Genomic DNA, 23,332 nt, shown 5'->3' with positions numbered 1-23,332 from the left:
CCTAATCCCTAATCCCTAATCCCTAATCCCTAATCCCTAATCCCTAATCCCTAATCCCTAATCCCTAATCCCTAATCCCTAATCCCTAATCCCTAATCCCTAATCCCTAATCCCTAACCCCTAACCCCTATTTCAGTAACTCGTCCAGACTGGCATTTTTGTTATTCATAAAAATGTCGTTATGATAGAAATCGAGCTTTTTCATGAGATAGGAGAGTGTCGTAATTTCTGATGGCACTAAATTTCCTACTACGATTCGAGAGACTTTACTCATTTCTGGAAGCACTTTCATTACCTCCATTTTACCCTTGTCTGTTATACTTACCCTCACACTTCTTTTGTCTGTCAAATCAGAAAATTCATGAATCAACCCTTGTCCAACCAAGCGCTTGATTACTTCCACTCCAGACGTTTTTTCCATGACCTGTTTCGAAATCAATTCGGTTTTGGTCAGGCTTTCAAAAGTGATAAGAGTAATCAAAAAGGCAAATTCGTCAGCAGTTTGAATGATGCTGTCTTGTAAGGCTTTCTTGATATATCCTTTGGCATAACGAAACAACAATGTTACCAAGATCGCCACATCGCTGTTACTCTCTTGTCGTACAGTATCTAAATGTTGCGCTTGGTCGCCGCCCACTTTACGCATCTCAATATCTTTACTTGGACGTTGTGTGTTGAGATACCCCAAGAAATCATCCATGGTATAATCATCCCCACCTTTATATTCTGAATGAAATTTGTCGAGATGTTCTATTACTTCAATTAAAACTTGCTTATTCATGGGTCTCAAAACCGTTATGAAGTGATACGTAATAATGCAAACTGGCATTATTGAGCTTTAGGCAATAAGCTGTAAGCAATGAGCTAGTAATTTCGTATGAAATATTTTGATTCTTTTTGCTTATAGCATAAAGCCTAGAGCTTAAAACGGATAATTTTTTTTCTCAAAGGTACGTAATTATTACTTATTCAACAGGGCAGTGCCTTTGCCCAAAAGCTGTCCAGATTCATTGTAGCAATAAGCCTCAAGAAATTTCTGGTGGGTGTTTGGGGTAGATAACCAATCTATCTCAATAATGAAATCATGGATAGACTGCTTATTTATAATCAAATTAATACAGTGAAAATTAGTGAGCTGGAAATGGTCGCCATATTCTACAAATCGTTTGTATAGCTCAAGGGATTGAAGCAGTAAAGCGTCAATCGAAAAGCTTTTATCATCATTTGGAAAAATATTCTTTTTGGAAAATGATAAACTAAAATTGTCAGCATCAAAATTCCAGGTTTTTAACTCGAAACCAAAAGACTCAATCGATGAATGAGTTATTAGAATGCTGTGCTTGATGGTATCAGGTTTGAGAGTCATGTGATTTATTTTTTGAATTTTTCGAGAAGGTTACCACTAATATATAGCCTATCCATAAAGGTCTTATTGAGTTGCTCTTTGAGTTGTAACTGTTGCACAAGGGCTTTTTGTAAAGCGCTTTCTTGCGTATTTAACTCTGAGGCTTCAAGCTGTCCTGTTTGAAGTCGAGCTTGATAAATATCTAGGTTTTCTTTTAAAAGGGCGATGTTTTTTTCGGCAAAAACAATCTCTTTCTGTAGCCTTTCGATGGTATTGGTGTTTTGTAAAATATCCTTATTTTTTTGAGACTTAAATTCTTCCTTCTGGTTTTCGACTACTGTAAGTTGTTTTTGGAGTTGTTTGCTCAAATTAATGGATTTGTCAGGTGCAAAAATGGGCAGTTTTACCGCTAATCCTACGTAGCTATTGCCAAACCATGAATTAGCCATAAAGGGATTGATGCTTTGTGTGTATTGGTTGGCGCCAATAAATCCTTGAACTCCCAATGTTGGTCGATATTGGGTTTGTTCAGTTTGAATCTGCTGATTGAGCAGTTGTTCTTTTGTTAAGAATTTCTGAAAATCAATACTTGATTCAAATGCGGCATTATTGGGCGTATTGTCCATAATATCGTTGATAGGAGTATATGAATCAGATAATAGCTTTTCGAGACTGATATTGGTAAGATAGTTCAAGTAAATTTTTTCATTAATCAAGTTTGAAAAAGCCTTCTGAAATGCCGAAAGGTTATTGTTATGATTGATTTTGGCTGTATTCAACTCGGTTTTTAATACTTTTCCTTCTTTAAACTTTGCCTCTAACATAGACATAGAGATATAACTACGAACAGAATCAGAGGCGGACTCTTGACTTTGAAGCTGATAAAGAAGTATTTGGCTATAGGATTTGATTATTTCAAAGACAAAATCTTCTTCTGCTTTTTTGAGATCCCAATTTGCCAAAGACTCATTGATTTTACTTTCCTTAATCTTACTTTTTAGTGACAAATCAATCAAGGGCTGATACACAGTAACGCCTGCATTTTGTTGCCATTTGGTACCAAAACGAATAGCCTGTGTTTCCGAAGTTGGCGTACCGCTAAATAACCCCGTTGGGACTATCTGTGTGGAGATAATCGGGTTGTAGCGGTATTCATACGCTAAGGCAATTTGAGGCAAAAATTTAGATTGAGCATCCAAACTTTTTAGCGCAGCCACAGCAAGATCTGCTTGGGCTGTTTTGATATTAGGTTTATGTTTTAAACCATTTTCGATACATTCATTGAGTGTAATTTGAGCATACATTGAATGTCCCAAAAGCAGATGAATGATGATTAGTATTGATTTCATAAAATATCAAGATATGTCGAATGATGAATTGTGAAAGATGAGTTGTGAATTAGTGCTGTACGAAGGAATATGAAAACTGTCTATTTTGGATATTGGATGTGGGATTTCGGAAGTGTAAGAAAATAGAGGTGTTTTACTTTATTTCCGAAATCAAAAATCCCAAATCCGCAATAGTTGAAAATCCTTCATACACTAATAATTGTGAATGATGAGTTGTGAATTAGCGCTGTAATGAGGAATATGAAAACTGTTTATTTCAGATATCGGATGTTGGATTTCGGAAGTGTAAAAAAATAGAGGTGTTTTACTTTATTTCCGAAATCCCAAATCCGCAATTATTAGAAATCCTTCGTACAACCCTAATTCACCATTCACAATTGAAAACTCACCGCTATCCTCTAAATACCGAGGCTGGCTCGACTCCATTGATTTTTTTGATGGCAAACAAAGAACCACCCATTGAGATAAATAGGGTAATGATAAACAAGCCCAATATCTCCAATGTCGAATAGTTAATCGCTAACCCAGCATTTTCTACCCCTTTTTTGAAACCAAGTAAAAGTGCAAAGGCTATTACAAAACCAATGATGGCAAAAAAGAAGGATTGGAGTAAAATCAAATTTCGCACATAACTGTTGGTTGCACCAATGGCTTTGAGAGTTCCATAATCCTTGATACGGTCGAGTGCCGCCGAATACAGTGTGAGCCCAATTATAAAGAAGCCGCTGATGATAGCAAAAACAACCAACGACCCAATACTTGTACCAATATTGGATGAGATGGTGATAAAGCTAATCGTGGAAGCCTGAAGCTCGTTGGCATCCCAAGCACGAATACCGTAAAACTTGGTATTAATGCTTTTGATGACCGACGCTACATCGTAGCCTGGTTTTACTTTAATAGCGACGAGGCTGACTTTATTTTCAGGAAATCCACCATAGTAGCGTGCTTTGCTGAGTGTAGTGTAAAAGAACGCTCCTGCAAAGCCTCTGGCATTTTTGGTTTGCAGGCTAATTTGGGCTTCCTTTCCATTAATTTCGACTCTTGTACCTACTTCTAGTTCTGCGTCAAAGGTTTTTTGGTCAAAGAATTCTGCCGACACAGCTTGGTCTTGGGCAAGGTCATTAATTTTTCCTTTAAAAACCTTTACAGGATTTGGGCCTGCCACAAAAACAGGTGCTTCACTTCCAATTAATAAAACAGAGGCTGTTTTTCCGTTTTTGAATTTTACTAGACCATTTGATACTACTACTGGGTAAGTATTGGCTACCCCATCAACACTTCTAATTTCTCGAACGTACCGTTCGTCTAGCTTGCCAAGTTCATTGGCATTGCGGGTAATATTATCGATGACCCAAATTTGGGCAATATCCTTACGGGAGTTTTCTACGAGTCCTCCCATTAGCCCTGTCAAGAAGCCAAGGATACCAATTTGTTGACCAATCAGGAAAATACTAATCACAATACCCACGATTACGCCAATACTTTTGGCGGTGTCGTATTTGATAAATTTAAAGGCCGTTTGTATCATAGCTTGATGTTACATTCAATTTTGGCATTGATTACTAAGTTTTTATCATCAACTACGGAAATGCGTATTTCACGAACTCTTCGATCTTCTTGGTCATCTGCTTTTTCAGAAAAGAGCGATTTCTTTTTCAAGTAAGGAGCCATCGACGAAATTTGTCCTTTTGCAATAACATTGCTACTACCAATATTGACGATTTCGACAGCGTCACCAATTTTGATACTGCTACTAAACATTTCATCTACCTCGGCTCTGATGATAAGCTTTCCTTGAGGAGCCACCTCTGCATAACTGGCAAATTGACTAACAGATTCGCCTTGATTGACGGTTCGGTCAAGGATTATACCCGAAAAAGGAGCTCTGAATATCTTTTTGTTAGCCTCACGATAAAGGGTTTGTAATTGTGTTTGAAGTTCATTCAACTCACTATTTGCCAATTGTACTTGCGTTTTGGCAGCGCTGAGATTGGCTTCCAAAACCTCTAGGTCTGTTGTTAAATTATCGTAAACTTGTTGGGTTTCGGCACCCTTAGCAATCAGCTGTCTTGCTCTTTCCAAAAGTAGTTTTTTGTTTTTTAGATTGGCCGTAACCTCTGCTACTTTCGATTGTGAAATGTCTATTTGGGTACGTTGAGTCGCTATTTTGACTTTCAATTCACTGATTTTATTTTGTTCGGTATCGTCATCGAGTTGTAAAATAACTTCATTGAGTTGTATCTTGTCACCATCATCTTTCATGACTTTTTTGACAATACCTCCCACAGGTGCCGATAGCTTAATAATACCTTCTTGTGGTTCTACTCTTCCGATGGCTACTACCAATTTTGTAGGAGCTTTAGGATTGGATTGTTTTTGATTAGATGATTCTTTTGACTGGTCTTTATTACAGCTCATCAGTAGAGCTACTGATAGGCACAATAGTATGTAATGCTTCATTTGGAAAGTTATTTTGAATGAAAGTACAAAAGCATATTTCTATAAAATCAAACTCTTTTTGTTATACGTAACAAACCTTAGTTGTCAGTTAAAGAAGCATATCTTCCTCTTCCTGATGGTCGGAAATCATGCCGTTATTGACGTAAATAATTCTATCTGCGAACTTTTTTAATCGTAAATCGTGGGTAACAACTGCCACAGATTTCCCTGAAGTCGAGAGTGTTTTGAGCTCTTCCATGACTACAGATACGCTTTTGGTATCGAGGGCGGCTGTAGGTTCGTCACATAGCATCAAGGGAGGGTTGGTTACTAGCGCACGAGCAATGGCAACTCTTTGTTGTTGTCCACCACTCAGCATCTTCGGAAGGTTATACATACGGTCTTCCATACTGACCTTGCGTAAGGCCTCTGTAGCGCGCTGACGTGCTTCTTTTCTAGAAATGCCTAATAATAATAGTGGTTGCATGACATTTTCGAGGGCATTGAGTGGTGCCAATAAATTGAAGCTCTGGAAAACGAATCCAATATTTTGAAGGCGAACCTTAGCAAGTTGATTCTGATTAAGCCCATTGATTACTTGGTCGCAAATAGTAACCTCGCCCGTACTCGGGAAAATCACACAGCCTAGGAGTGATAGCAATGTAGTTTTTCCAGAACCCGAAGGGCCTATAATGAGTGTTAACTCATTTTTTCGGAATTCACAGCTAGAAGGTTGTAGGGCAGTAATTACTGTATCGCCAGTTTTGTACTGCTTTGAGGCATTAGATACACTTGCTACAATTTCCATAAATAGTACGATAACATTTTACTTTGTCAAAAGTAATACAATTATTAGTATTTTATATGTGTTTTCGTACTATATTTTTTGTAATAGTTCAAAAACATATATAAAACCTCTGGGACTGGTAAATTGTTTGAAGAAGTTTTAGGAAGTGTTAAAAGGTATTGAATGCAGGAATTGTATACGATTGATTTTCAGTTTTAAAACTGCTTAAAAAAGTGAGTCCAAGACTAAGTCTTGAACTAGTAGATTCTTTTCCATGAGCGATACTAAGTATGTTTTTAAATAAAAATTGCGCTATACATTTGAATCAAAATGTATAGCGCAATGAAGAAATGAAGCTTTGGCTTCTAATAAAGTAACAAAAATACAGCAATTCCTGCAAAATAACCCAATAGAGCTGGAAGACTGATTTTACGCATATACCAGATAAAATCAATTTTTTCCATACCCATAACTGCTACACCTGCCGCCGAACCTATAATTAAGATACTCCCGCCTGTACCAGCACAGTATGCCATAAATTCCCAAAGTTTACTATCAGCAGGATATTGAGCCAAATCATACATGCCCATCGACGCAGCCACTAAGGGAACGTTGTCGATCACGGCAGAAGCTAAACCAATGGTAGTGACAATAATATCTTGATTACCAATAGTTTTATCCATCCACATCGCCAAGTCTGTAAGCAAATGCGTTGATTCTAAGGCCGCAATGGCAATAAGAATCCCCAAGAAGAATAGAATACTTGAGGTATCAATTTTACTAAGTGCGTGTGCTACCGAAAACGGCTTACGTTCTTCTTCGTCTTTTCCACTATGTAAAATTTCGGAAACAACCCAAACGATTCCTAGTCCTAATAGAACTCCCATATAAGGAGGTAAATGTGTTATAGTTTTGAAAATTGGTACAAATAATAAACTTCCTAGCCCCAGAACAAGCATAATGGTTGAGTTTTGAGCCTCTACAATGAGTTGATGTGCATTTTCGGACGAATGGACATCCTCTTCGGCAGGTAAAGATTTTACTTTTCCTTTGAGTCGAGAGGTCATAAACAACAGTGGAATTAACAAAGAAATTAAGCTTGGTAAAAATAGCCCTTTCATGATTTTACTCGCTGTGATTTGTCCTCCAATCCACAACATGGTGGTAGTAACATCCCCAATCGGAGACCAAGCTCCACCTGCATTGGCGGCAATGATTACAATACCTGCAAAAAGCTTACGCGTCTCTGGTTCTTTAATGAGTTTTCGAACCACCGAAATCATGACAATAGCTGTAGTTAGGTTGTCTAAGGCAGCTGAAAGGAAAAACGTAATTAACCCTAAAATCCAAAGAAGCGTTACTTTATTTTTAGAAGTAATACGGTCGGTAATAAGTTTAAAGCCTTGGTGGGCATCAACGAGCTCCACAATGGTCATAGCACCTAATAAGAAGAAAAGGATTTCGGCAACACTTCCTAAATGGTGTGAAAGCTCGTTGACTACCTTTTCTGGTTCGTGGGCACTTCCGAGTGCATAGACCGTCCAGCAAGCCACGCCTGTAAGTAATGCTGTTGCTGTTTTATTGACTTTGATAGGATGTTCGAGAGCGATGGCTAAGTAGCCAAGAGTGAATAATATAACGATTCCTGATAGCATGGATATTTGTTACTGATAAAATAAAAAAGCTTTGAGTCGTTTGAAATGAATATTTTTCAAACGACTCAAAGCTATAAAAACTTTATTGGAGTATTGTATTTTTTAGTAAAATTAACGTATCAACGTTTTTGTAAAATAGACTCCCAAAGTGACTATTTGATTGCTAATTGTTTGGTATCTGCCTCGATTACTTGCAAGAAAAAGTCCCTAAATAGCTTATAGTCTTTGGCGTCAACTTGGTCTTTTTTGATTATTAAAACACGTTTTGCCACAACTTTGCCACTGATAGCAGTGTAGGTCATTTCATAATCAGCAAAGCTGGTACTGAGCTTTACAGGTTTAGGGATTTCAGCTAGTTTTTTGCCTACAGGTAAAGTCAAAGTGATTTCTTCACTCATCAAGGTTGCAGCATTAATTTTCCACAACTCAAAAGGAAAAACACGCGTTTCGGAAGCAATAAAATCAGAAGTGGCAATTTTCTCCGACCAAGGCAATGAGAATATCTTCATGCCAGCCACCTCGTTGATTTGATTTTTTACCGAATAAGAATATTTAGTAATGACAGAATCTTTCAAATTATCAAGGTTTTCAAATGAAAGGTTATTGACCTTTACAGGTGTTGTAAACCCTTCCGACAAAGCAGTAGTCAATTGCTTTTCACGGTCTTCCTGACTCAAATCAATGTTTGAGTGTCGAGATTCACTACTTAAACTTCCTGATTTTTTCGAAACAATTTTGATAGTCAAATCACGTTGATTAATGTCCATTGTAGTTTTGCGAACAATCGCATCAGTATATGGAACAGCCTCTTTTAATTGTTGTAATGTTGTACTAACTGGCGTATCCTTGCGTGGAATAGGTAAGATATTGGCGCCTCTAAGCATATATGAACCTGCTGCAAAAGGGTTTTTGTTATCGGTAAGTTCAATGTAATATTTTTTGCCTCCATCTTCCAAACTTGCAATACAGTGATTGAACTGAATGTTTGGCAAAAGCATTCCATACAAACCATTGTCACGTGTCGAAACCAATACCAAATTTGCTTTGATGCCTACTTCATTACAAAGTGCTACAAATAGAGTGGACACATCTTTACAATCGCCCAGTTTGTTATTGAGGGTTTGAGAGGCCTTTTGTGGTACCAATCCACTTTGCATAAAGGCTACACTGAGATAATTAACATTCTTTTCAATGTATTCATAAATCAGTTTCGCTTTTTGAATAGTCGTCAAGTTTTTAGGTTGATTTTGAAAAATCTCCTTAGCAGCATCTTGAACCTCGACATCTGAGTTGGATTTAATCGAAACCAAATCGCTGTACCAGTCGCCAATAAATTGCCAACTTGGCATAGTTGATACCTCTAACAATTGTGCCACATCGTCGAGTGGAGGCATATAATATTCAGCTTCAATGGCGGGAGTTTTTTCTTTTATCCATGAATACAGTTTAAAGTCATCTACCGTTTTGATACTTGGCTCTAAACTGAAGTTGTGGGTTTTGTACTGAAACTGGCGATCTTTGTGAATCAATAAACTATAGTTTGAGGATACAATAGGATACCCAATGTTAAAGTAAAAACGATCGCTAAAATGCCCTGCCAGCATACCAGAGGTATAATTTTCGAGCCTGTAAACGATATGGATAGCATCTCCTGCTTGAAGGCTGGCAAACACCAATTGGTTATCGTTGGTTTCGGCTTTGGTTTTTGTGCCATCGGCTTTTAGCAAGTCAGCTTTTTCGATTTCTAAAGTTTGTGTATTCGAATTATAAGGAATTTCATATTCCTTCCAAGCATCGATGCCTTCTTGGGTAAGGACTTTAATGATTGTTTCGACACGTTCTTCACTGGCTCCTTGAGGATACACAATACGTTGTTTATTGTCCACCAAAATCACACTATTATCGGTTGGATACTCTTTGGTAGTAGGAGATTTCTTGAAAACTTCCTCTGGATTTACTTGTGAGAAACTCGCAAATAAATCAGATTTATTCTCTAAAGTACGTAATGCTTTATGAGCCGAAAACAGGGTAGGAGAGTATTCTAAGGCTTTTTTATATGCCTGTATTGCTTCTTGGGTTTTGTTTAACTCACGGTATATTTTTCCTAAATCTTGCCAATAAGAACCCTCATAAGGTACAAACTCTAGTGCTTTTTGCTGAAGGCTCAAAGCATTTTGATAGTCTGCCAAAGAGTAATATTCATTGACAAGGTCTGTATATCTTCTAATTTCGTGAGGCGCCATTTTAATGGCAGTTTTAAATAATTCTAAGGCCGCAGCTTTGTCTCCATTTTGATAGTAAAGCTTTGCGAGCTCCCGAATACCAGTGAGATTGTAATTTTTGTCTAAATAAGCTTTGTAAGCATCAATCGCCGCTTGCGTGTTTTTGTGCACGCCAATCTGAACCAAGCAGTACATCTGAATACATTCATAGCTATTAGGATATAGCTTGTACACTTTATCTACAGCCTTCAAGAGGTTATCCATTTGGTTTTGTCGGGCGTAGATTAATAGTTCTCCCAAATCTGTTGCTTGATTTACGCCAAAGTATTTCTTAGACTCTTCAATTACCTTAGCCGCTTCCACATAATCCTGTTTACTCATAGCGGTGGTTAGCTGATAGGTTAAACTAAAATTGGAGGTCGGGTCATTGCTATTGATAAACTCTGCGTCTTTAGCAAGTTCGGTACGATTACTTTCTCGTATAGAAATTTCTGTATTGATACGACTGATGAGCGTGCTATTCGGCATAATTTCACGCGCCTTACGGATAGCTTTTTTTGCCTCGTAAGTTTTATCATTACGATTAAAAACACTCGCTAACAGCACGTAGTCTGCCACACTTTTTGCATCTTTTTTGATGAGGTCTTCAAAAAAGTTTTCAGCAAAAAATGGTAAGTTTTTCTCTTCAACTTTAGTGGTTTTATTGTAAGCCTGCGGTTGAGTAGTCGATGAAAACCCTACGATTGGAGTAGCCTTATCGTCGGTTAAACGAAGCATGAAGTTAGCGCGTCCCGAGATACTTTGTCCTATCTGAACCAAGAATCGGTTATATCCTTTGTTCAAGGTGATTTTGTAAGTATAGATATCAAGGTCACAATTTCGCTCAGTTGATTCATTAATCACTAGCTGGTCGTTTACCCAAACCTTCATAGAGCCTGAGCATCCTGCACGTAAATATACAGTCTGGTCACTTGGACTATTGACAAATGATTGTGCATACATCAAGGAGTTATCAGTATCGAACAATTGGTCAAAGTCAAACCATTTGTCGAGGCGTTCCACAGGAGGTTTAAACCAAGTTATTTTGGCCTGTACTTTATTTTTGTAAGTAGCATTTAAGTCTGGATTTTGCAAAACACCAAAATCTTTATCAAAGCCGCTACCTGAAGTATTTTCAAAAGTGCCTAATACTGCCCAATTATCAATAGCCCCGATTTTTTGATATTCGGCTTTGGCAGCCTCAATATTCATCGTTTTTTGATAATAATCTCCTAGGCTTGCGTGCGCCATAGCACGTAAGGTTCCAGGGGCTTTGTTGTCTTTGATAATACGTTGCAAAAAATCAACGTGTTTAGGTTGAATAGGTTTGGCGCTACCATATAAAACTTCCGAAGACCATAACGAATACAGGTATGGATATGGATTAGGGCTACTTTCGTAAAACTTGACCATGTAGTCAAATCCTTTGTCGCGTTGTTCATCGTACCAGTTGAGTAGCCCTAAGCCTAAATACGCATCGGCTTTAGTATTAGGATTTTGACTAGCAATTTCAAATTGTTTTTGGGCTTCGAGACGTTGGTTTTGATAGAAAGCTTGCCAAGCGGTAGTTATCTGATTGGTCGTTGATTGACCATAGCTTAACCAAGAAAAGCATAGTGTGGCAAGAAGAATAAAGGAAAACTTAGTCTTGGAGTAGAAAATGTTCATCTAAGTGTTGTTAAAAGGTTTTGTTATTAGTTGGTGGTTCTTATTTCAGAGGAGGAAAATACAGATTTTTTACAAATCTCACATCATCAGAGAGAGATAAACCTAAAATAATCATAAAGGCTTTTAAATGAACAAGAAGAGATAGGGTAGTTGTAAAACAAGTGTTTCATAAAAAAATCCCCAGTATATCTGAAATACACTGAGGATTAATAGTATTAGTAAGTTGCAAAACCTTATTTCAATTTAGCAACAGCAGTTTTAATTCTTTCGCAAGCTTCTGCTAATTGTTCGTCAGCAGCAGCAGTTGAAATACGCATACAGTTTGGAGCACCAAAGCCCGAACCAGCTACAGTAGCAACAAAAGCCTCAGCCAACAACCACATACAGAAATCATCTGAATTGTTGATCATTGTTTTGCCATCTGTTTTACCAAAGTAGTAGCTAATATCTGGGAATGCGTAGAATGCTCCGTCTGGCATGTTTACTTTGAAACCTGGGATTTCACGTAACAAGCCAACTACAAGGTGACGACGACGGTCGTAAGCTTCCTTCATTTTGTAAGCCTCATCCAAAGGACCATTGAAAGCAGCAGTAGCAGCTTTCTGAGCGATTGAACAAGTACCAGAAGTAACTTGACCTTGTAATTTCTCAAGACCTTCAGCAATCCATTTTGCAGATGCTGTAAAACCAATTCTCCAACCAGTCATCGCATGACCTTTTGCAACACCATTTACAGTGATTACACGGTCTTTGATAGCTGGAATAGAACCGATTGAGAAGTGACCACCCGCTGTAAAGTTGATATATTCATAAATCTCGTCAGCTAAAACGAAGATATTTGGATGTTTTTCAACAATAGCAGCAATAGCTCTCAATTCTTCTTCAGTATATACCGAACCAGTAGGGTTGTTTGGAGAAGCAAACATCACCAATTTCGTTTTAGGTGTGATTGCTGCTTCAAATTGCTCTGGAGTTACTTTGAAGTTATTATCAAAAGCACCTTCTACAATTACAGAAGTACCTTCAGCTAATTTTACCATTTCAGAGTATGATACCCAATAAGGAGCAAAGATGATTACTTCTTCGCCAGGGTTTACCAATACCGAAATAGCATTTGCCAATGCGTGTTTTGCTCCTGTAGAAACTACGATATTTTCTGGACCCCACTCAAGGTTGTTGTCACGTTTTAATTTATCGGCAATTGCTTTACGCAAGTCAGGATAACCAGCCACTGGTGAGTAACCGTGAAAACCAGCATCGATAGCGTCCTTAGCAGCATCACAAATGTGCTTTGGTGTTTTGAAATCTGGTTCACCTACAGATAAACTAATCACTTTGTGACCTTGAGCTGCCAATTCGCGAGCTTTTTTGGTCATTCCCAACGTAGCCGACTCTTCTAATGCGTTGATTCGACTTGATAATAATTCGACAGACATTGTTTTTGTTGTTTCGGATTATGAAAAAAACGAGGAAGATTTGAGCAAATTACAGTCACCCCCAAAATTGCACAAAGTTACTTGAAGGAGATTGCTTAAACTAACTTTTTTTTGATTAATTAATATTGGCTTTTATTTTTTGTAAACTTGATAAAAAAAGGATACTTAAATTGCTGAAATGGTAATTTTTTGGGAGTCAGGGGATAGGGTATAGGCACTAGGGGATAGGTTTTAGTTTTAGTGAACAGGCACAAAGGCACAGAGTGTTTGAGTGTTTGAGTGTTTTTTTAGGGGATAGGGGTGAGGCGCTAGGTGAATGGCTAACAATATGCAACTTTTCCGCTTAGCGGGTGAATTTATTCACCCATAACGAAAAAGTTTAAAAAGCTTCAATGGGGTGTTCAAGTTTTTCTGATTGCTCATTGACAAAGAATTCAGTATTTTGCAGGTGAAGAGTAGGCTATATTTCCGAAATCCAACATCCGATATCTGAAATCAATAACTCAATCCTTCGTACAGTACGAACTTGCAACTCACCATTTTCACCCTCTCCATTATTAGCCAAACCTATATTTGTATGAGTCATTCGCACGATTTAATTCATTGTAAAAACTGTCAAAACGAATACCACGGGCACTATTGTCCTAATTGTGGACAAAAAGCTACTACCAAAAGACTTGTTTTCAACGACATATTTTCGGAATTGCTCAATGCCTTTACCTATTTCAATAGAGGCTTGTTATATACCTTAAAAATGATGAGCACCCGTCCAGGGCATTCGGTACGTGAGTATGTGCAGGGAAAAAGAGTGAATCATTTTCATCCTGTCAATTATCTGTTATTGATAGGCGGGGTAGCAACTTGGATCTACATACATTATTGGGACGATCTTTTCAATATGGGAATTATGTTCCAGAATATGAAATCCAAAGAACAAAAAGCTGTGATGCCTTTTGTCAAAAAAGCCTTACACTTTGCTTTTGAAAACTATACCTATCAACTCATGTTTAGTATTATATTGTATGGTTTTTTCTCGATTAAAATTTTAGGAAAAGAACGATACAACTGGGTTGAAGGCATTGTTTTACATCTTTTTGTACTTTCACATTCTGAGCTGATTAAGTTACTTTTGTTTCCATTTTTGTTTTTTTTGAAAAATAGTATTGTTGGTTTTTATGTTCAATCCATGATATCTTCCCTCATAAGTATGGTATATATGATTTGGGCATATAAGCAGTTTTTCGAGGAGAAAAGCACTTGGTCAGCGATTGGAAAAACATTACTTTCTATATTCGCAGCGGCTATCGTAATTGCCGTGATTTCTGGTTTTGGAGGATTCTTTTTCTCGCTTGTAGGGGATAAAACCTCCTTAATTAATGCTGTGACAGATGGAAAATAAGTAAGAGTGCTGAGGTTTGAGTTCGATGTATTGTGCAAAACCATAGCCCACAGCCTCATAAAATATAATTGATTTTGAAAATGAAAATATTACATACAGCAGATTGGCATTTGGGTAAAAGATTGGATATGTTCTCTCGTTTGGAAGAACAACGAGAGGTACTAACCGAAATCGTTGAGATTGCCGACAAAGAGGACGTAGATGCCGTGATTGTAGCGGGTGATTTGTTCGATAACTTTAATCCTTCTTCAGAAGCCACCGAATTGTTGTATTCAACTTTACACAGATTGTCCAAAAATGGTACACGAGCCGTGATTGCCATTGCAGGAAATCATGATTCTCCTGAGCGTATCGAAGTGCCCGATGCTTTAGCCCGTGCTTGTGGAATCGTGTTTGTGGGGTATCCAAACGCGTATTTGCGTCCGTTCTCTACTGAGGGAGGCATTGAGGTATTGCATGTAGATAATGGATATATTGAGTTGGCATTACCCAAGCAGCAAACGCCTCTACGTTTGATTTTGACACCATACGCCAACGAGGTGCGCTTGAAAACCTATTTGGGAGTGGAGGATACAGAAGATAGCCTCCGCCAGCATTTGGCACAGCATTGGAAGCAGTTGGCAGACCAATATTTCGACGAAAAAGGGGTTAACTTCTTGGTGACACACCTCTTTATGATGAAAAATGGAGGAGAACAGCCAGAGGAACCAGATGATGAGAAACCGATTCTCCATGTAGGAGGAGCATCAGCTATTTTCTCTGAAAATATTCCTCCTCAGACTCAATATGTAGCTTTAGGACATTTACACAGATTCCAAACGATTGATATAGAGCCTTGTCCGATTATTTATTCGAGTAGCCCTTTGGCGTATAGTTTTTCGGAAGCTAATCAGACGAAGTATGTTGTTGTCGTAGAAGCAGAAGCTGGTCAGCCTGTGAGTCTTACGCCAGTGGCATTGACTAAGGGTAAAAAACTGTTGCGAAACAAATTTACCGAAATAGAGGAGGCTATGACTTGGTTGGAAGACAACCAAGATGCTATTGTTCAGATTACGATGGTAACAGAAAGTTACTTAGAATCGGCAGATAAGAAAAGGCTAATGGAGGCGCATCCGATGATGATGCCTATTATTCCTGAAGTGAAAAATCTGCAAAAGGGAAATGATGGGACTTCCAAAATTGTGAGTATTGATAACAAAAGCATGGAAGAGCTTTTTGTAGAATATTTTAAAAATAGCAAAGAAGGAAAAGGTCAAGCCCCAAGCGAATCATTGATGGAGCTTTTTAAAGAAATACAATCAGTAGAGATTTTTGAATAAATTTTGTCGAGTAGGCAACGGTTTTTGTCGACCAGCAGTCATGTACTTATGAAACGTTTCAACTATATTTTTTAATCTCATAAAAGTTAAACCAATAAGTACACATGAAAAAACAATTGTTATTATTGTTGATGGCTGTCGTTGGCCTTTATATGGTGGCTTGTCAATCACAAGATGCTACGCCTTCAAGTGATGGTGATTTAGAGGCAATCCAAGTGTCAGCTGCACGTACTGCTGCTGATTCGACTACAAAAACTAAATGTAAAGGCAAACTAACTCCTATTGATTCTACCGCTTTACCTAGCAAAGTTATTTCTTATATTAGTACAAATTATGCTGGTGCTCAGGTGAAATTTGCAGCGAAAGACTCATTAGGGCAATATGTTGTTGGTGTGTTTGTAAATAAAACTCATACAGGTTTATTGTTTGACGCAAGCGGTAACTTTATTCAAGTTATAGAAAGATATGGAAATAAAGCAAAACTGACAGACGTAGATATTTCGACATTGTCAGCTTCTGTAACTAGTTATGTGACTAAAAACTACGCAGGTTATACCATCAAAAAAGCAGGTACAAACGCAGATGGTAACTTGTTTGTAGGTATTGCAAACGATACAACCAGAGTTGTTTTGATATTTGATTCAGCTGGTAACTTTGTTAAAGTAGCCGATATTCCTCCAATGAATGGTGGTCGTGGCAAAGGAAAAGGCAGAGGACATTGATCATTTGAAAATTAGGGAATTTGAAGATTTGAAAATGACCTAATGTTCAATGATTGCTTACAGCATAACGCCAACAGCTTATGGCAGATAAAATAATTTAAAAGTGTAATTTGTGTAATGTACATAACCACGCTCTCGTTGTGAGAGCGTGGTTTTTTATTGGTTAAAGTACAATATTTTACTTTCAGAATACTAACTTCGTTTTATCAAAGTATTTTATTTCAAACCTTCAGCTATCCCGTGAAAAAACTATTTCTACTCGTCGGACTTACCATGATGACCATGGTCAATGTCCTAGCCCAAACAGCATCTAAAGAATTTTACATGATTGTGGGCACATACACTGCCAAAACTAGTAAAGGCATTTATGTGTATCGTTTTAACCCAGCGACAGGAAAACTGCAATATGCTAGTTCGGTTAGTGGTGTCAAAAATCCTTCCTTTGTAGCAGTTTCACCAACCCAAGAAATGGTGTATTCGGTAGGAGAAACCGATGGCGATGGCACGGTAAATTCTTTCAGATTTGACAGAAAACAAGGGGTATTATCGTATCTCAATTCACAATCAGCGGGAGGGCCAGGTTCTTGCCATGTAACTACCGACCGTACAGGCAAATGGGTTATGGTAGGTAATTACGGAGGAGGAAGTTTGAGTATTCTCCCTGTAGAATCAGATGGAACGCTAGGGAAAGCCACACAGACTATTCAACACACAGGGAGTTCGGTAAATAAAAATCGTCAAGAAAAACCACATGTTCACTCTGTGAATGTTGCAGTAAATAATACCGATGTTTTTGTGCCAGATTTGGGTGTGGATAAAGTTTATACCTATAAGTTAGATACACAAAAAGGACTTTTAAACCCTGGTAAACCAGCCTTTACCAGCTCGACACCAGGTTCAGGACCGCGCCATTTTGTATTTTCTCCTAACAATAAATACGCTTACGTTATTGAAGAATTAACGGCAACAGTTACGGCATATCGTTATGAAAAAGGTGCCTTGAAACCCATACAGACGATTTCGACAGTACCGTCTGACTACACAGGACTCAAGTGGGATGCAGATATTCATATTTCAGCTGATGGTAAATTTTTGTATGCTTCCAATCGTGCACATGAAAGCATTACGGTATATGCCATTGATGCCAAAACAGGTAAACTCACTTGGGTAGATAATACACCAGTGGAAGGTAAAACTCCAAGAAACTTTGCCATTGATCCAACAGGTAATTATGTATTAGTTGCTAATCAGGACAGCGATAATGTTACTGTATTTAGTAGAGATAAAAAAACAGGTAAGCTCAAATACACAGGCTACTCAATAGAAGTGTCGATGCCTGTATGTTTAAAATTTGCAGATGCGTTGTAGGGGATAATATTTCCCAATACGATAAAGTAACGTAAAATTAACTGCGATTATACCGAGAGGCTTGGTGATTGATATCACTAAGCCTTTTTTGATTTTGAGTGAAGAATAAGTTTTTTATCGAGTGAAAAACTTCATTTCTTTGTAGTCTAAAATTCAACATCATATTATGAAACACCTTTACCTAATTATTTTACTACTATTTAACTATCAGTTAGTTTCCGCTCAAAAAGCTTCATCAAATTCACCTGTATGTATTGGGAGTACAGTTTCGCTGACTGCCAGTGGAGGAAGCTCTTACAGTTGGACAGGACCCAATGGCTTTTCTTCAAATCTCCAAAATCCTTCGATACCCAATGCGACTGCATTAGCCTCTGGAAGATATACTGTAATCATTGACCAAAAAAGCTTTACTCAAGAAGTAGTTGTGGGGCAACGCCCGCAGTATCCAAGATACATGTTTCAAGAAATTACAGGCGCAAAATTGTCGTTAATCTCTGTTCCAGGGTTAGAATCCGACTATATAACCTATGCTTGGACAGGCCCCAATGGATTTAGTAGCAATGACAAGATTCCTGTATTTAAGGGCTTCAATGAGAAGGTACAAGGACTATATAAAGTGAAAATAACAGATGATTACGGTTGTATTCAAAAGGACTCGATTAATATCAAACTCACAAATGCAGATTGTCCTTATTCATTAACAGCATTTCTTCAGTCAAGTCAGACTGGTACAAGTAAGGAAATTTATATAGCATCATCATCTCCTCGTGATTACACTTTCTGTAAAAATACATTTGATAAATTAACCATCGATACCACCTACTGGGGAAGTGATGTGAAGGTTACTTGGTTTAAAAATCAACAGCAAGTTTCAATAGGGTCACCAACAATTGGTATAGATACTGATGGAACTTATAGCGCCATTGTGACCAAAGGTGCATGTAGGTATGTTTCTTCTCCCATTAATATCAAGCTAACAGCCAATACATCAGTTTTAATAACGACCAGTGTCAATAGCAATATTATTTGTGATAAAAATGGCTCAATAACTTTGAATGGTAGTGCTGATGGGCAAACTGTAGACCAAAACTATGTGAATTGGCAATGGTTAAGAAATGATAAACCTATCGACAACACATCTCGATCAAGTATTACGGTATCAGATGAGGGTACGTACAAATTAGTAGTACGTGATGCGTTTTGCTCAGGTATATCGGAAGGTTTTGTCGTAAAAAAGACTAATAAGATAGAGGCTAATCTATCTGTTAGAACTAGCCTTCTTAATAAATATGACACCAGAGAGTTTTTGGTTTGTAACGACTGGTCAGATTACACTTATTTGTGGGTTGAAGGAGCAGGAGCAAAGCAGTTATTTCTAGACGGAAAACTCATTGGAAGTTATTCTGAATGGGAGACCCTCGTTTCAACTGATGATAAATTTGGAACTTTTGTGCTGAAGGTACAGAATGGTGCCTGTGAGGCTTACGACACATTAACGATTACGAAAGGAAGTAAAGCAACTGCAGTACCCATTAGAAATAGCATAATGAACTTTGACATTTGCAAAAACCCTAATGAGGCTACGTCCTATCTTTATATGAAAGATTATATTGGTGGTGATTGGAGTAGTATTTGGTATAAAGATGGACAAGAGTTTAAAACTGGCTATGGGACATCCATGAGAGAACCTGGGGTATATCAGTTTATTGCTAAAAATAGCAAGACTGGTTGTGTGGCTCAAAGTCAATTATTAACTATTTCTCCAGCTAAAACACCATTTGTCTATAAAACTTTTGAAAAGAAGAATATAAAAATTTGCACAGGTAATGAATACACACTTTCAAGCCCAGAGTGTCAGAGCACTTATATTACTCAAACATGGAAAAAAGATGGTAAAACTATTTCGCCAGATACCGATAATCCTTGTAACTTAACAGTCAGTGAAGGAGGGAAGTACTGGGTAGAATGGCAGTTACAAGATTGTACTAATTACTCAGATACAGTAACAGTTGAAATTACCCCAACACTAGCACAGCCAATATTAAGTATGAGCTGTAATGGAACCTCATTGCAACTAAACGCTGGTTCTAGTACTGCAAATACCTTCTTTTGGTACTCAAAGGGAGTTTATTTAGGCGCAACTACTTCGCCAAATTTACCAATAGGTCAAGGAGGTAATAATAGCTATCAAGTTGTGGCATATACACAAGGAAGCTGTCCTTCCATTTCTTCTTTTTTGAATGTCAAGAATATACTTGCAGTCGAAAAAAGTATGATAACGGCCTGTTCTGGCACACCGTTCACTTTGTCAGCACAAACCAATTTAAAAAATATTCAGTGGAGTGGACCAAATAGTTTTACTTCTTCAAATGCACAACTACAAATATCTAATCCTTCACTTGCCAACAGTGGTGTTTACACAGTGAAAGCATGGGATACCCATATTGCTTGTGCTCTTACAGCAGATGTTTCAGTGTATGTATCAGCCGTTCCTACAATGACTTATGTTTCGACTCTAGAGGCTTGTGAAGGATTTACTTTTAAGTTTCCTAATCCTTTGTCTTTACCCGAAAATAAGAATGTATCTTTTCCTGCTGAAACCTACGAGTTATACGGGCCAAATATCAATCAGAAGGGTACATTAAATACCTTTGATGTTACAATTCCTGTTTATAACAAGACCTATGAAGGGACTTACACGCTGGTAGGTTACTCCCCTTATTCGTCGTGTCCTGTGAAAGTTACTACTCAATTAAAAACTGTATCTACTTGTAAAGACCTCCAGATAGACCAACAAACCCTCAACTCCCTTAAGCCACCTTGTCCTAATGGAACATTTGATTTACCTTTCACTTTGATAGGAGATTTTCCTTCTAATCAACCGATTGTGGCTAAAATGGAGAAAAATGGTACCATTATCACTGTAGGTACTGGAACAAGTAGTCCCATTAAAATTACGATTCCTCAATGGTTTGATGTAGCCAATGTGTGGGTTGAAACATCAGATGGAAGAGTTGTTTCTTCCAGAAGAACCCTTACCATCAATTCAGTAGATAAAAATAGTGTACCCCAATTATTACCATCCTTAGAGAGTGAACTGATTAGTAAAACCAATTTTTCAGGATGTGACTCGCTGGTATTGAAGATTACTAATATATCTGCTTTAGCGCTGGACAAATCAAATACTCAATGGTTTTATAATCAAACTTTGACCACGACAAAGGATTTAAACTATACTGTCAAACAGAATAAAGGAGGGCAATATGCTGTTCAAGTAGCATTTGCTTCGGGCTGTTCGTTAAAAAGTGAGGAGGTAAATGTTAGCTTTCAATATATTTATCCACCCATTAATGTTTACACTTATAATAACGATAACTATTTGTATTGTGGCAGAGAGAGGATGACTATTAGAGCCAGCTCATATAATAATGCAAGCTATTCTTGGAGTCGGAATGATACGCTTATTGCCACAACAAAATCGCCAACTTTAGAAATTAACAAGGAAGGTGTGTATAAGGTATCGATGTCTCTGGGTGCCTGTCGTTCAAATTCTGAAACCTTGCAAATTAATACCCGGAAAGATAAACTAATACCTGTTTCTATTTATTTGGGAGATATGGCAGTAGCACAACCTCTTGCTTGTAATTCCTCCAATTATGTTCTCTATTCGAGTATAATAGAACCCAAAAGTATCGTGTTTTCTTGGTTAAAGAATGATGTTAAAATTCCTAATGTAAACACTGAGAATTTGCCAGTAACTGAGTCGGGGAGATATAGGCTTCAAGTAAGCTCAGGAGATTGTTTTGGGTTATCAAATGAGGTCGTGATTAATAATCCATTAGTACCACCCACTATTGAATTTTCTATTACTACGTTAGCTGATGATCTAAACCGTTACAATAGTATTCAGCCAGATACCATCAGTATTTGTAGTGGAAGTGGTATAAACCTAAGTTTTTCGATGTTTAATAATCTTACTTCGGCGCAAGAGAAAAACTTGGTAAGTGGTACCCAAACATGGTATAAAGACAATCAAGTTATTTATGTCCATAAATATGAAAATAATACCAATACCACCTCGTCTTTTTCAACTAATACTTTTTCCACTTACTCCTATGATTGGGGTCAGGCAGGGCTTCAAGAAGTTGGTACCTATAAAGTGGTGGTGAGTACAAAATTTAAAGATGGTTCAAGTTGTGATTTTTCTTCAAAAAACCTTACGCTAGTCTGGGCAAAAGATACCGTTGGTCTTCGATTTATTCATTCAGGCTTAAGTACCGCTTTGTATCCTAACGTAAGAGAATTGAGAGGATGTTCTAATGAGATAAGACCATTTGAGGAATATATAAAATCAACGACGGGAAGGGTTAATGTAGCGAAATACACGATCCAGAAAAATAATGTAACAGTCAAAACAACCACATCCTTAGATACACTAAATAAGTTTACGATTTCAGAAAAGGCGACCTATCGCTTGATTGTAAATTATGTAACAGGTTGTGTTGCTAAAACACAACCAATCAATTATTATCCTAATTCAATCAAGGTTGAGCTAAGATCTGATTTCCCTTTTTATATTACGAATGACTCTCTGAAAATTTGTAACACAATAGATGATGGTATTGAATCATCGATATATGTTGCTGCTTCAGACCAGTTTTCAAAAAACTATCAGTACGTATGGTATAAGGACAATAGTCCAATCAAGAATACAGATGCGCATGTGAAACAAGTCTCTGAGGGTATTTATCAGTTGAAAGTATCTTCAGGAAATTGTACAGGCGAATCAAAAAAAATAGTTGTATACAAACCTAAGTTATCCTTGCCCATTACTCCTGCTGATTCTGCGTATTTCTGTGAAGGTAAAACGGTAGAATTGAAATTGCCAGAAGCAAAAGGATTACGATATCATTGGCAAATGAATCAACAAGAAATCGAAAATGCCACGACCGCATCTTTGACAGTAAATAAATTAGGAGTTTATCGAAGCTTAGTTTACGATGAAAAATGTTGGGATATGAGCCCATCTGTTAAAATTGGGCAACTACCCAACATCCCAGCCACAGCCAGTATCTCAGGCGACCAATCGATTGATTATGGCAAGGAGGCTAAGTTGAAGGTTGATTTGGGTTCTCACGCTCCATGGACTTTTAAATTGTCGGATGGACGAGAATTTACCGCTCAGAAAACGCCATTTGAAATTGCGGTAAATCCTTTATCAACGACCTCTTATACACTTTCAGAGGTGAAAAATATCTGCGGTACAGGTACAGTAACTGGAACAGCCAAGGTAACCGTGTTGGTTTTAGGTATGGAGGAGGAAAGCGGTATTCATGTGGAAGTATATCCCGTTCCTGCCTCAGATTATTTGACATGGAAAGTTAGAACCGATAAACCTACTTCTTATGATTTACGCCTAAGCGACACTCAAGGACGAGTATTAGAGGTACAACATAATACCACTCGTTCCCAAGCGCACGAAGGTCAAATGAATATTAGTACATTACCTACAGGGGTTTATTTCTTACAACTAACCGTCGGAGATAAAACTTTTAGCCGTAAGGTGATAAAGGAGTAATGA

The 23,332-nt window shown here is 37.7% G+C and carries 14 protein-coding genes; 5 read left to right on the top strand and 9 right to left on the bottom strand.

The window, feature by feature from the left end:
* Positions 1 to 127: 127 nt before the first annotated feature.
* From QM481_RS23200 to QM481_RS23160, 9 genes are all read right to left on the bottom strand, one after another.
* Positions 128 to 781 (bottom strand): MarR family winged helix-turn-helix transcriptional regulator, encoded by a 654-nt coding sequence (locus QM481_RS23200; RefSeq protein ID WP_166550573.1) that lies wholly within the window; start codon positions 779 to 781, stop codon positions 128 to 130.
* 180 nt (positions 782 to 961) lie between these two features.
* On the bottom strand, positions 962 to 1,366 hold the full coding sequence (locus QM481_RS23195) for a hypothetical protein (protein WP_283383553.1): 405 nt from the start codon (positions 1,364 to 1,366) through the stop codon (positions 962 to 964).
* Positions 1,367 to 1,371: 5 nt separating this feature from the next.
* On the bottom strand, positions 1,372 to 2,694 hold the full coding sequence (locus QM481_RS23190; RefSeq protein WP_283383552.1) for a TolC family protein: 1,323 nt from the start codon (positions 2,692 to 2,694) through the stop codon (positions 1,372 to 1,374).
* 391 nt (positions 2,695 to 3,085) lie between these two features.
* Positions 3,086 to 4,225 (bottom strand): ABC transporter permease, encoded by a 1,140-nt coding sequence (locus QM481_RS23185; RefSeq protein ID WP_283383551.1) that lies wholly within the window; start codon positions 4,223 to 4,225, stop codon positions 3,086 to 3,088.
* A complete protein-coding gene (locus QM481_RS23180; RefSeq protein WP_283383550.1) occupies positions 4,222 to 5,157 on the bottom strand; it encodes an HlyD family secretion protein in 936 nt (311 codons plus the stop codon). Before QM481_RS23180 ends, QM481_RS23185 begins: the two co-directional genes overlap by 4 nt.
* Positions 5,158 to 5,245: 88 nt before the next feature.
* Complete coding sequence (locus QM481_RS23175) at positions 5,246 to 5,944, bottom strand: ABC transporter ATP-binding protein (RefSeq protein ID WP_166550578.1); 699 nt, start codon at positions 5,942 to 5,944, stop codon at positions 5,246 to 5,248.
* Positions 5,945 to 6,288: 344 nt separating this feature from the next.
* A complete protein-coding gene (nhaD, locus tag QM481_RS23170) occupies positions 6,289 to 7,578 on the bottom strand; it encodes a sodium:proton antiporter NhaD (protein WP_283383549.1) in 1,290 nt (429 codons plus the stop codon).
* 152 nt (positions 7,579 to 7,730) lie between these two features.
* Positions 7,731 to 11,507, bottom strand: coding sequence for a DUF3857 domain-containing protein (locus QM481_RS23165; protein WP_283383548.1), 3,777 nt, complete (start codon positions 11,505 to 11,507; stop codon positions 7,731 to 7,733).
* Positions 11,508 to 11,740: 233 nt separating this feature from the next.
* A complete protein-coding gene (locus QM481_RS23160; RefSeq protein WP_283371991.1) occupies positions 11,741 to 12,943 on the bottom strand; it encodes a pyridoxal phosphate-dependent aminotransferase in 1,203 nt (400 codons plus the stop codon).
* Between the two features lie 577 nt (positions 12,944 to 13,520).
* Between QM481_RS23160 and QM481_RS23155 the strand changes: the two genes are divergently transcribed.
* From QM481_RS23155 to QM481_RS23135, 5 genes are all read left to right on the top strand, one after another.
* The gene (locus tag QM481_RS23155; RefSeq protein ID WP_283383547.1) at positions 13,521 to 14,342 is read left to right on the top strand and encodes a DUF3667 domain-containing protein; all 822 of its coding nucleotides are present in this window, start codon (positions 13,521 to 13,523) and stop codon (positions 14,340 to 14,342) included.
* An 80-nt stretch (positions 14,343 to 14,422) separates the two neighbouring features.
* Complete coding sequence (locus tag QM481_RS23150; RefSeq protein ID WP_283383546.1) at positions 14,423 to 15,661, top strand: metallophosphoesterase family protein; 1,239 nt, start codon at positions 14,423 to 14,425, stop codon at positions 15,659 to 15,661.
* A 104-nt stretch (positions 15,662 to 15,765) separates the two neighbouring features.
* Positions 15,766 to 16,383, top strand: a complete 618-nt coding sequence (locus QM481_RS23145) for a PepSY-like domain-containing protein (RefSeq protein WP_283383545.1) — start codon at positions 15,766 to 15,768, stop codon at positions 16,381 to 16,383.
* 240 nt (positions 16,384 to 16,623) lie between these two features.
* On the top strand, positions 16,624 to 17,751 hold the full coding sequence (locus QM481_RS23140; protein ID WP_283383544.1) for a lactonase family protein: 1,128 nt from the start codon (positions 16,624 to 16,626) through the stop codon (positions 17,749 to 17,751).
* 166 nt (positions 17,752 to 17,917) lie between these two features.
* Entirely contained in the window at positions 17,918 to 23,329 is a 5,412-nt protein-coding gene (locus QM481_RS23135) for a T9SS type A sorting domain-containing protein (protein WP_283383543.1), read from the top strand.
* The last annotated feature ends 3 nt before the right edge of the window (positions 23,330 to 23,332 follow it).

This window comes from Flectobacillus rivi, from assembly GCF_030056655.1.
GTDB lineage: Bacteria > Bacteroidota > Bacteroidia > Cytophagales > Spirosomataceae > Flectobacillus > Flectobacillus rivi.
The sequence above is the reverse complement of the archived record's forward strand: the minus strand, read 5'-3'. Positions and strand labels throughout refer to the sequence as shown.

Bases quoted from the DNA above. Each gene is read 5' to 3' on its own strand.
- QM481_RS23200 (WP_166550573.1), bottom strand. From the start codon at position 781: ATGAATAAGCAAGTTTTAATTGAAGTAATAGAACATCTCGACAAATTT.
- QM481_RS23195 (WP_283383553.1), bottom strand. From the start codon at position 1,366: ATGACTCTCAAACCTGATACCATCAAGCACAGCATTCTAATAACTCAT.
- QM481_RS23190 (WP_283383552.1), bottom strand. From the start codon at position 2,694: ATGAAATCAATACTAATCATCATTCATCTGCTTTTGGGACATTCAATG.
- QM481_RS23185 (WP_283383551.1), bottom strand. From the start codon at position 4,225: ATGATACAAACGGCCTTTAAATTTATCAAATACGACACCGCCAAAAGT.
- QM481_RS23180 (WP_283383550.1), bottom strand. From the start codon at position 5,157: ATGAAGCATTACATACTATTGTGCCTATCAGTAGCTCTACTGATGAGC.
- QM481_RS23175 (WP_166550578.1), bottom strand. From the start codon at position 5,944: ATGGAAATTGTAGCAAGTGTATCTAATGCCTCAAAGCAGTACAAAACT.
- nhaD (WP_283383549.1), bottom strand. From the start codon at position 7,578: ATGCTATCAGGAATCGTTATATTATTCACTCTTGGCTACTTAGCCATC.
- QM481_RS23165 (WP_283383548.1), bottom strand. From the start codon at position 11,507: ATGAACATTTTCTACTCCAAGACTAAGTTTTCCTTTATTCTTCTTGCC.
- QM481_RS23160 (WP_283371991.1), bottom strand. From the start codon at position 12,943: ATGTCTGTCGAATTATTATCAAGTCGAATCAACGCATTAGAAGAGTCG.
- QM481_RS23155 (WP_283383547.1), top strand. From the start codon at position 13,521: ATGAGTCATTCGCACGATTTAATTCATTGTAAAAACTGTCAAAACGAA.
- QM481_RS23150 (WP_283383546.1), top strand. From the start codon at position 14,423: ATGAAAATATTACATACAGCAGATTGGCATTTGGGTAAAAGATTGGAT.
- QM481_RS23145 (WP_283383545.1), top strand. From the start codon at position 15,766: ATGAAAAAACAATTGTTATTATTGTTGATGGCTGTCGTTGGCCTTTAT.
- QM481_RS23135 (WP_283383543.1), top strand. From the start codon at position 17,918: ATGAAACACCTTTACCTAATTATTTTACTACTATTTAACTATCAGTTA.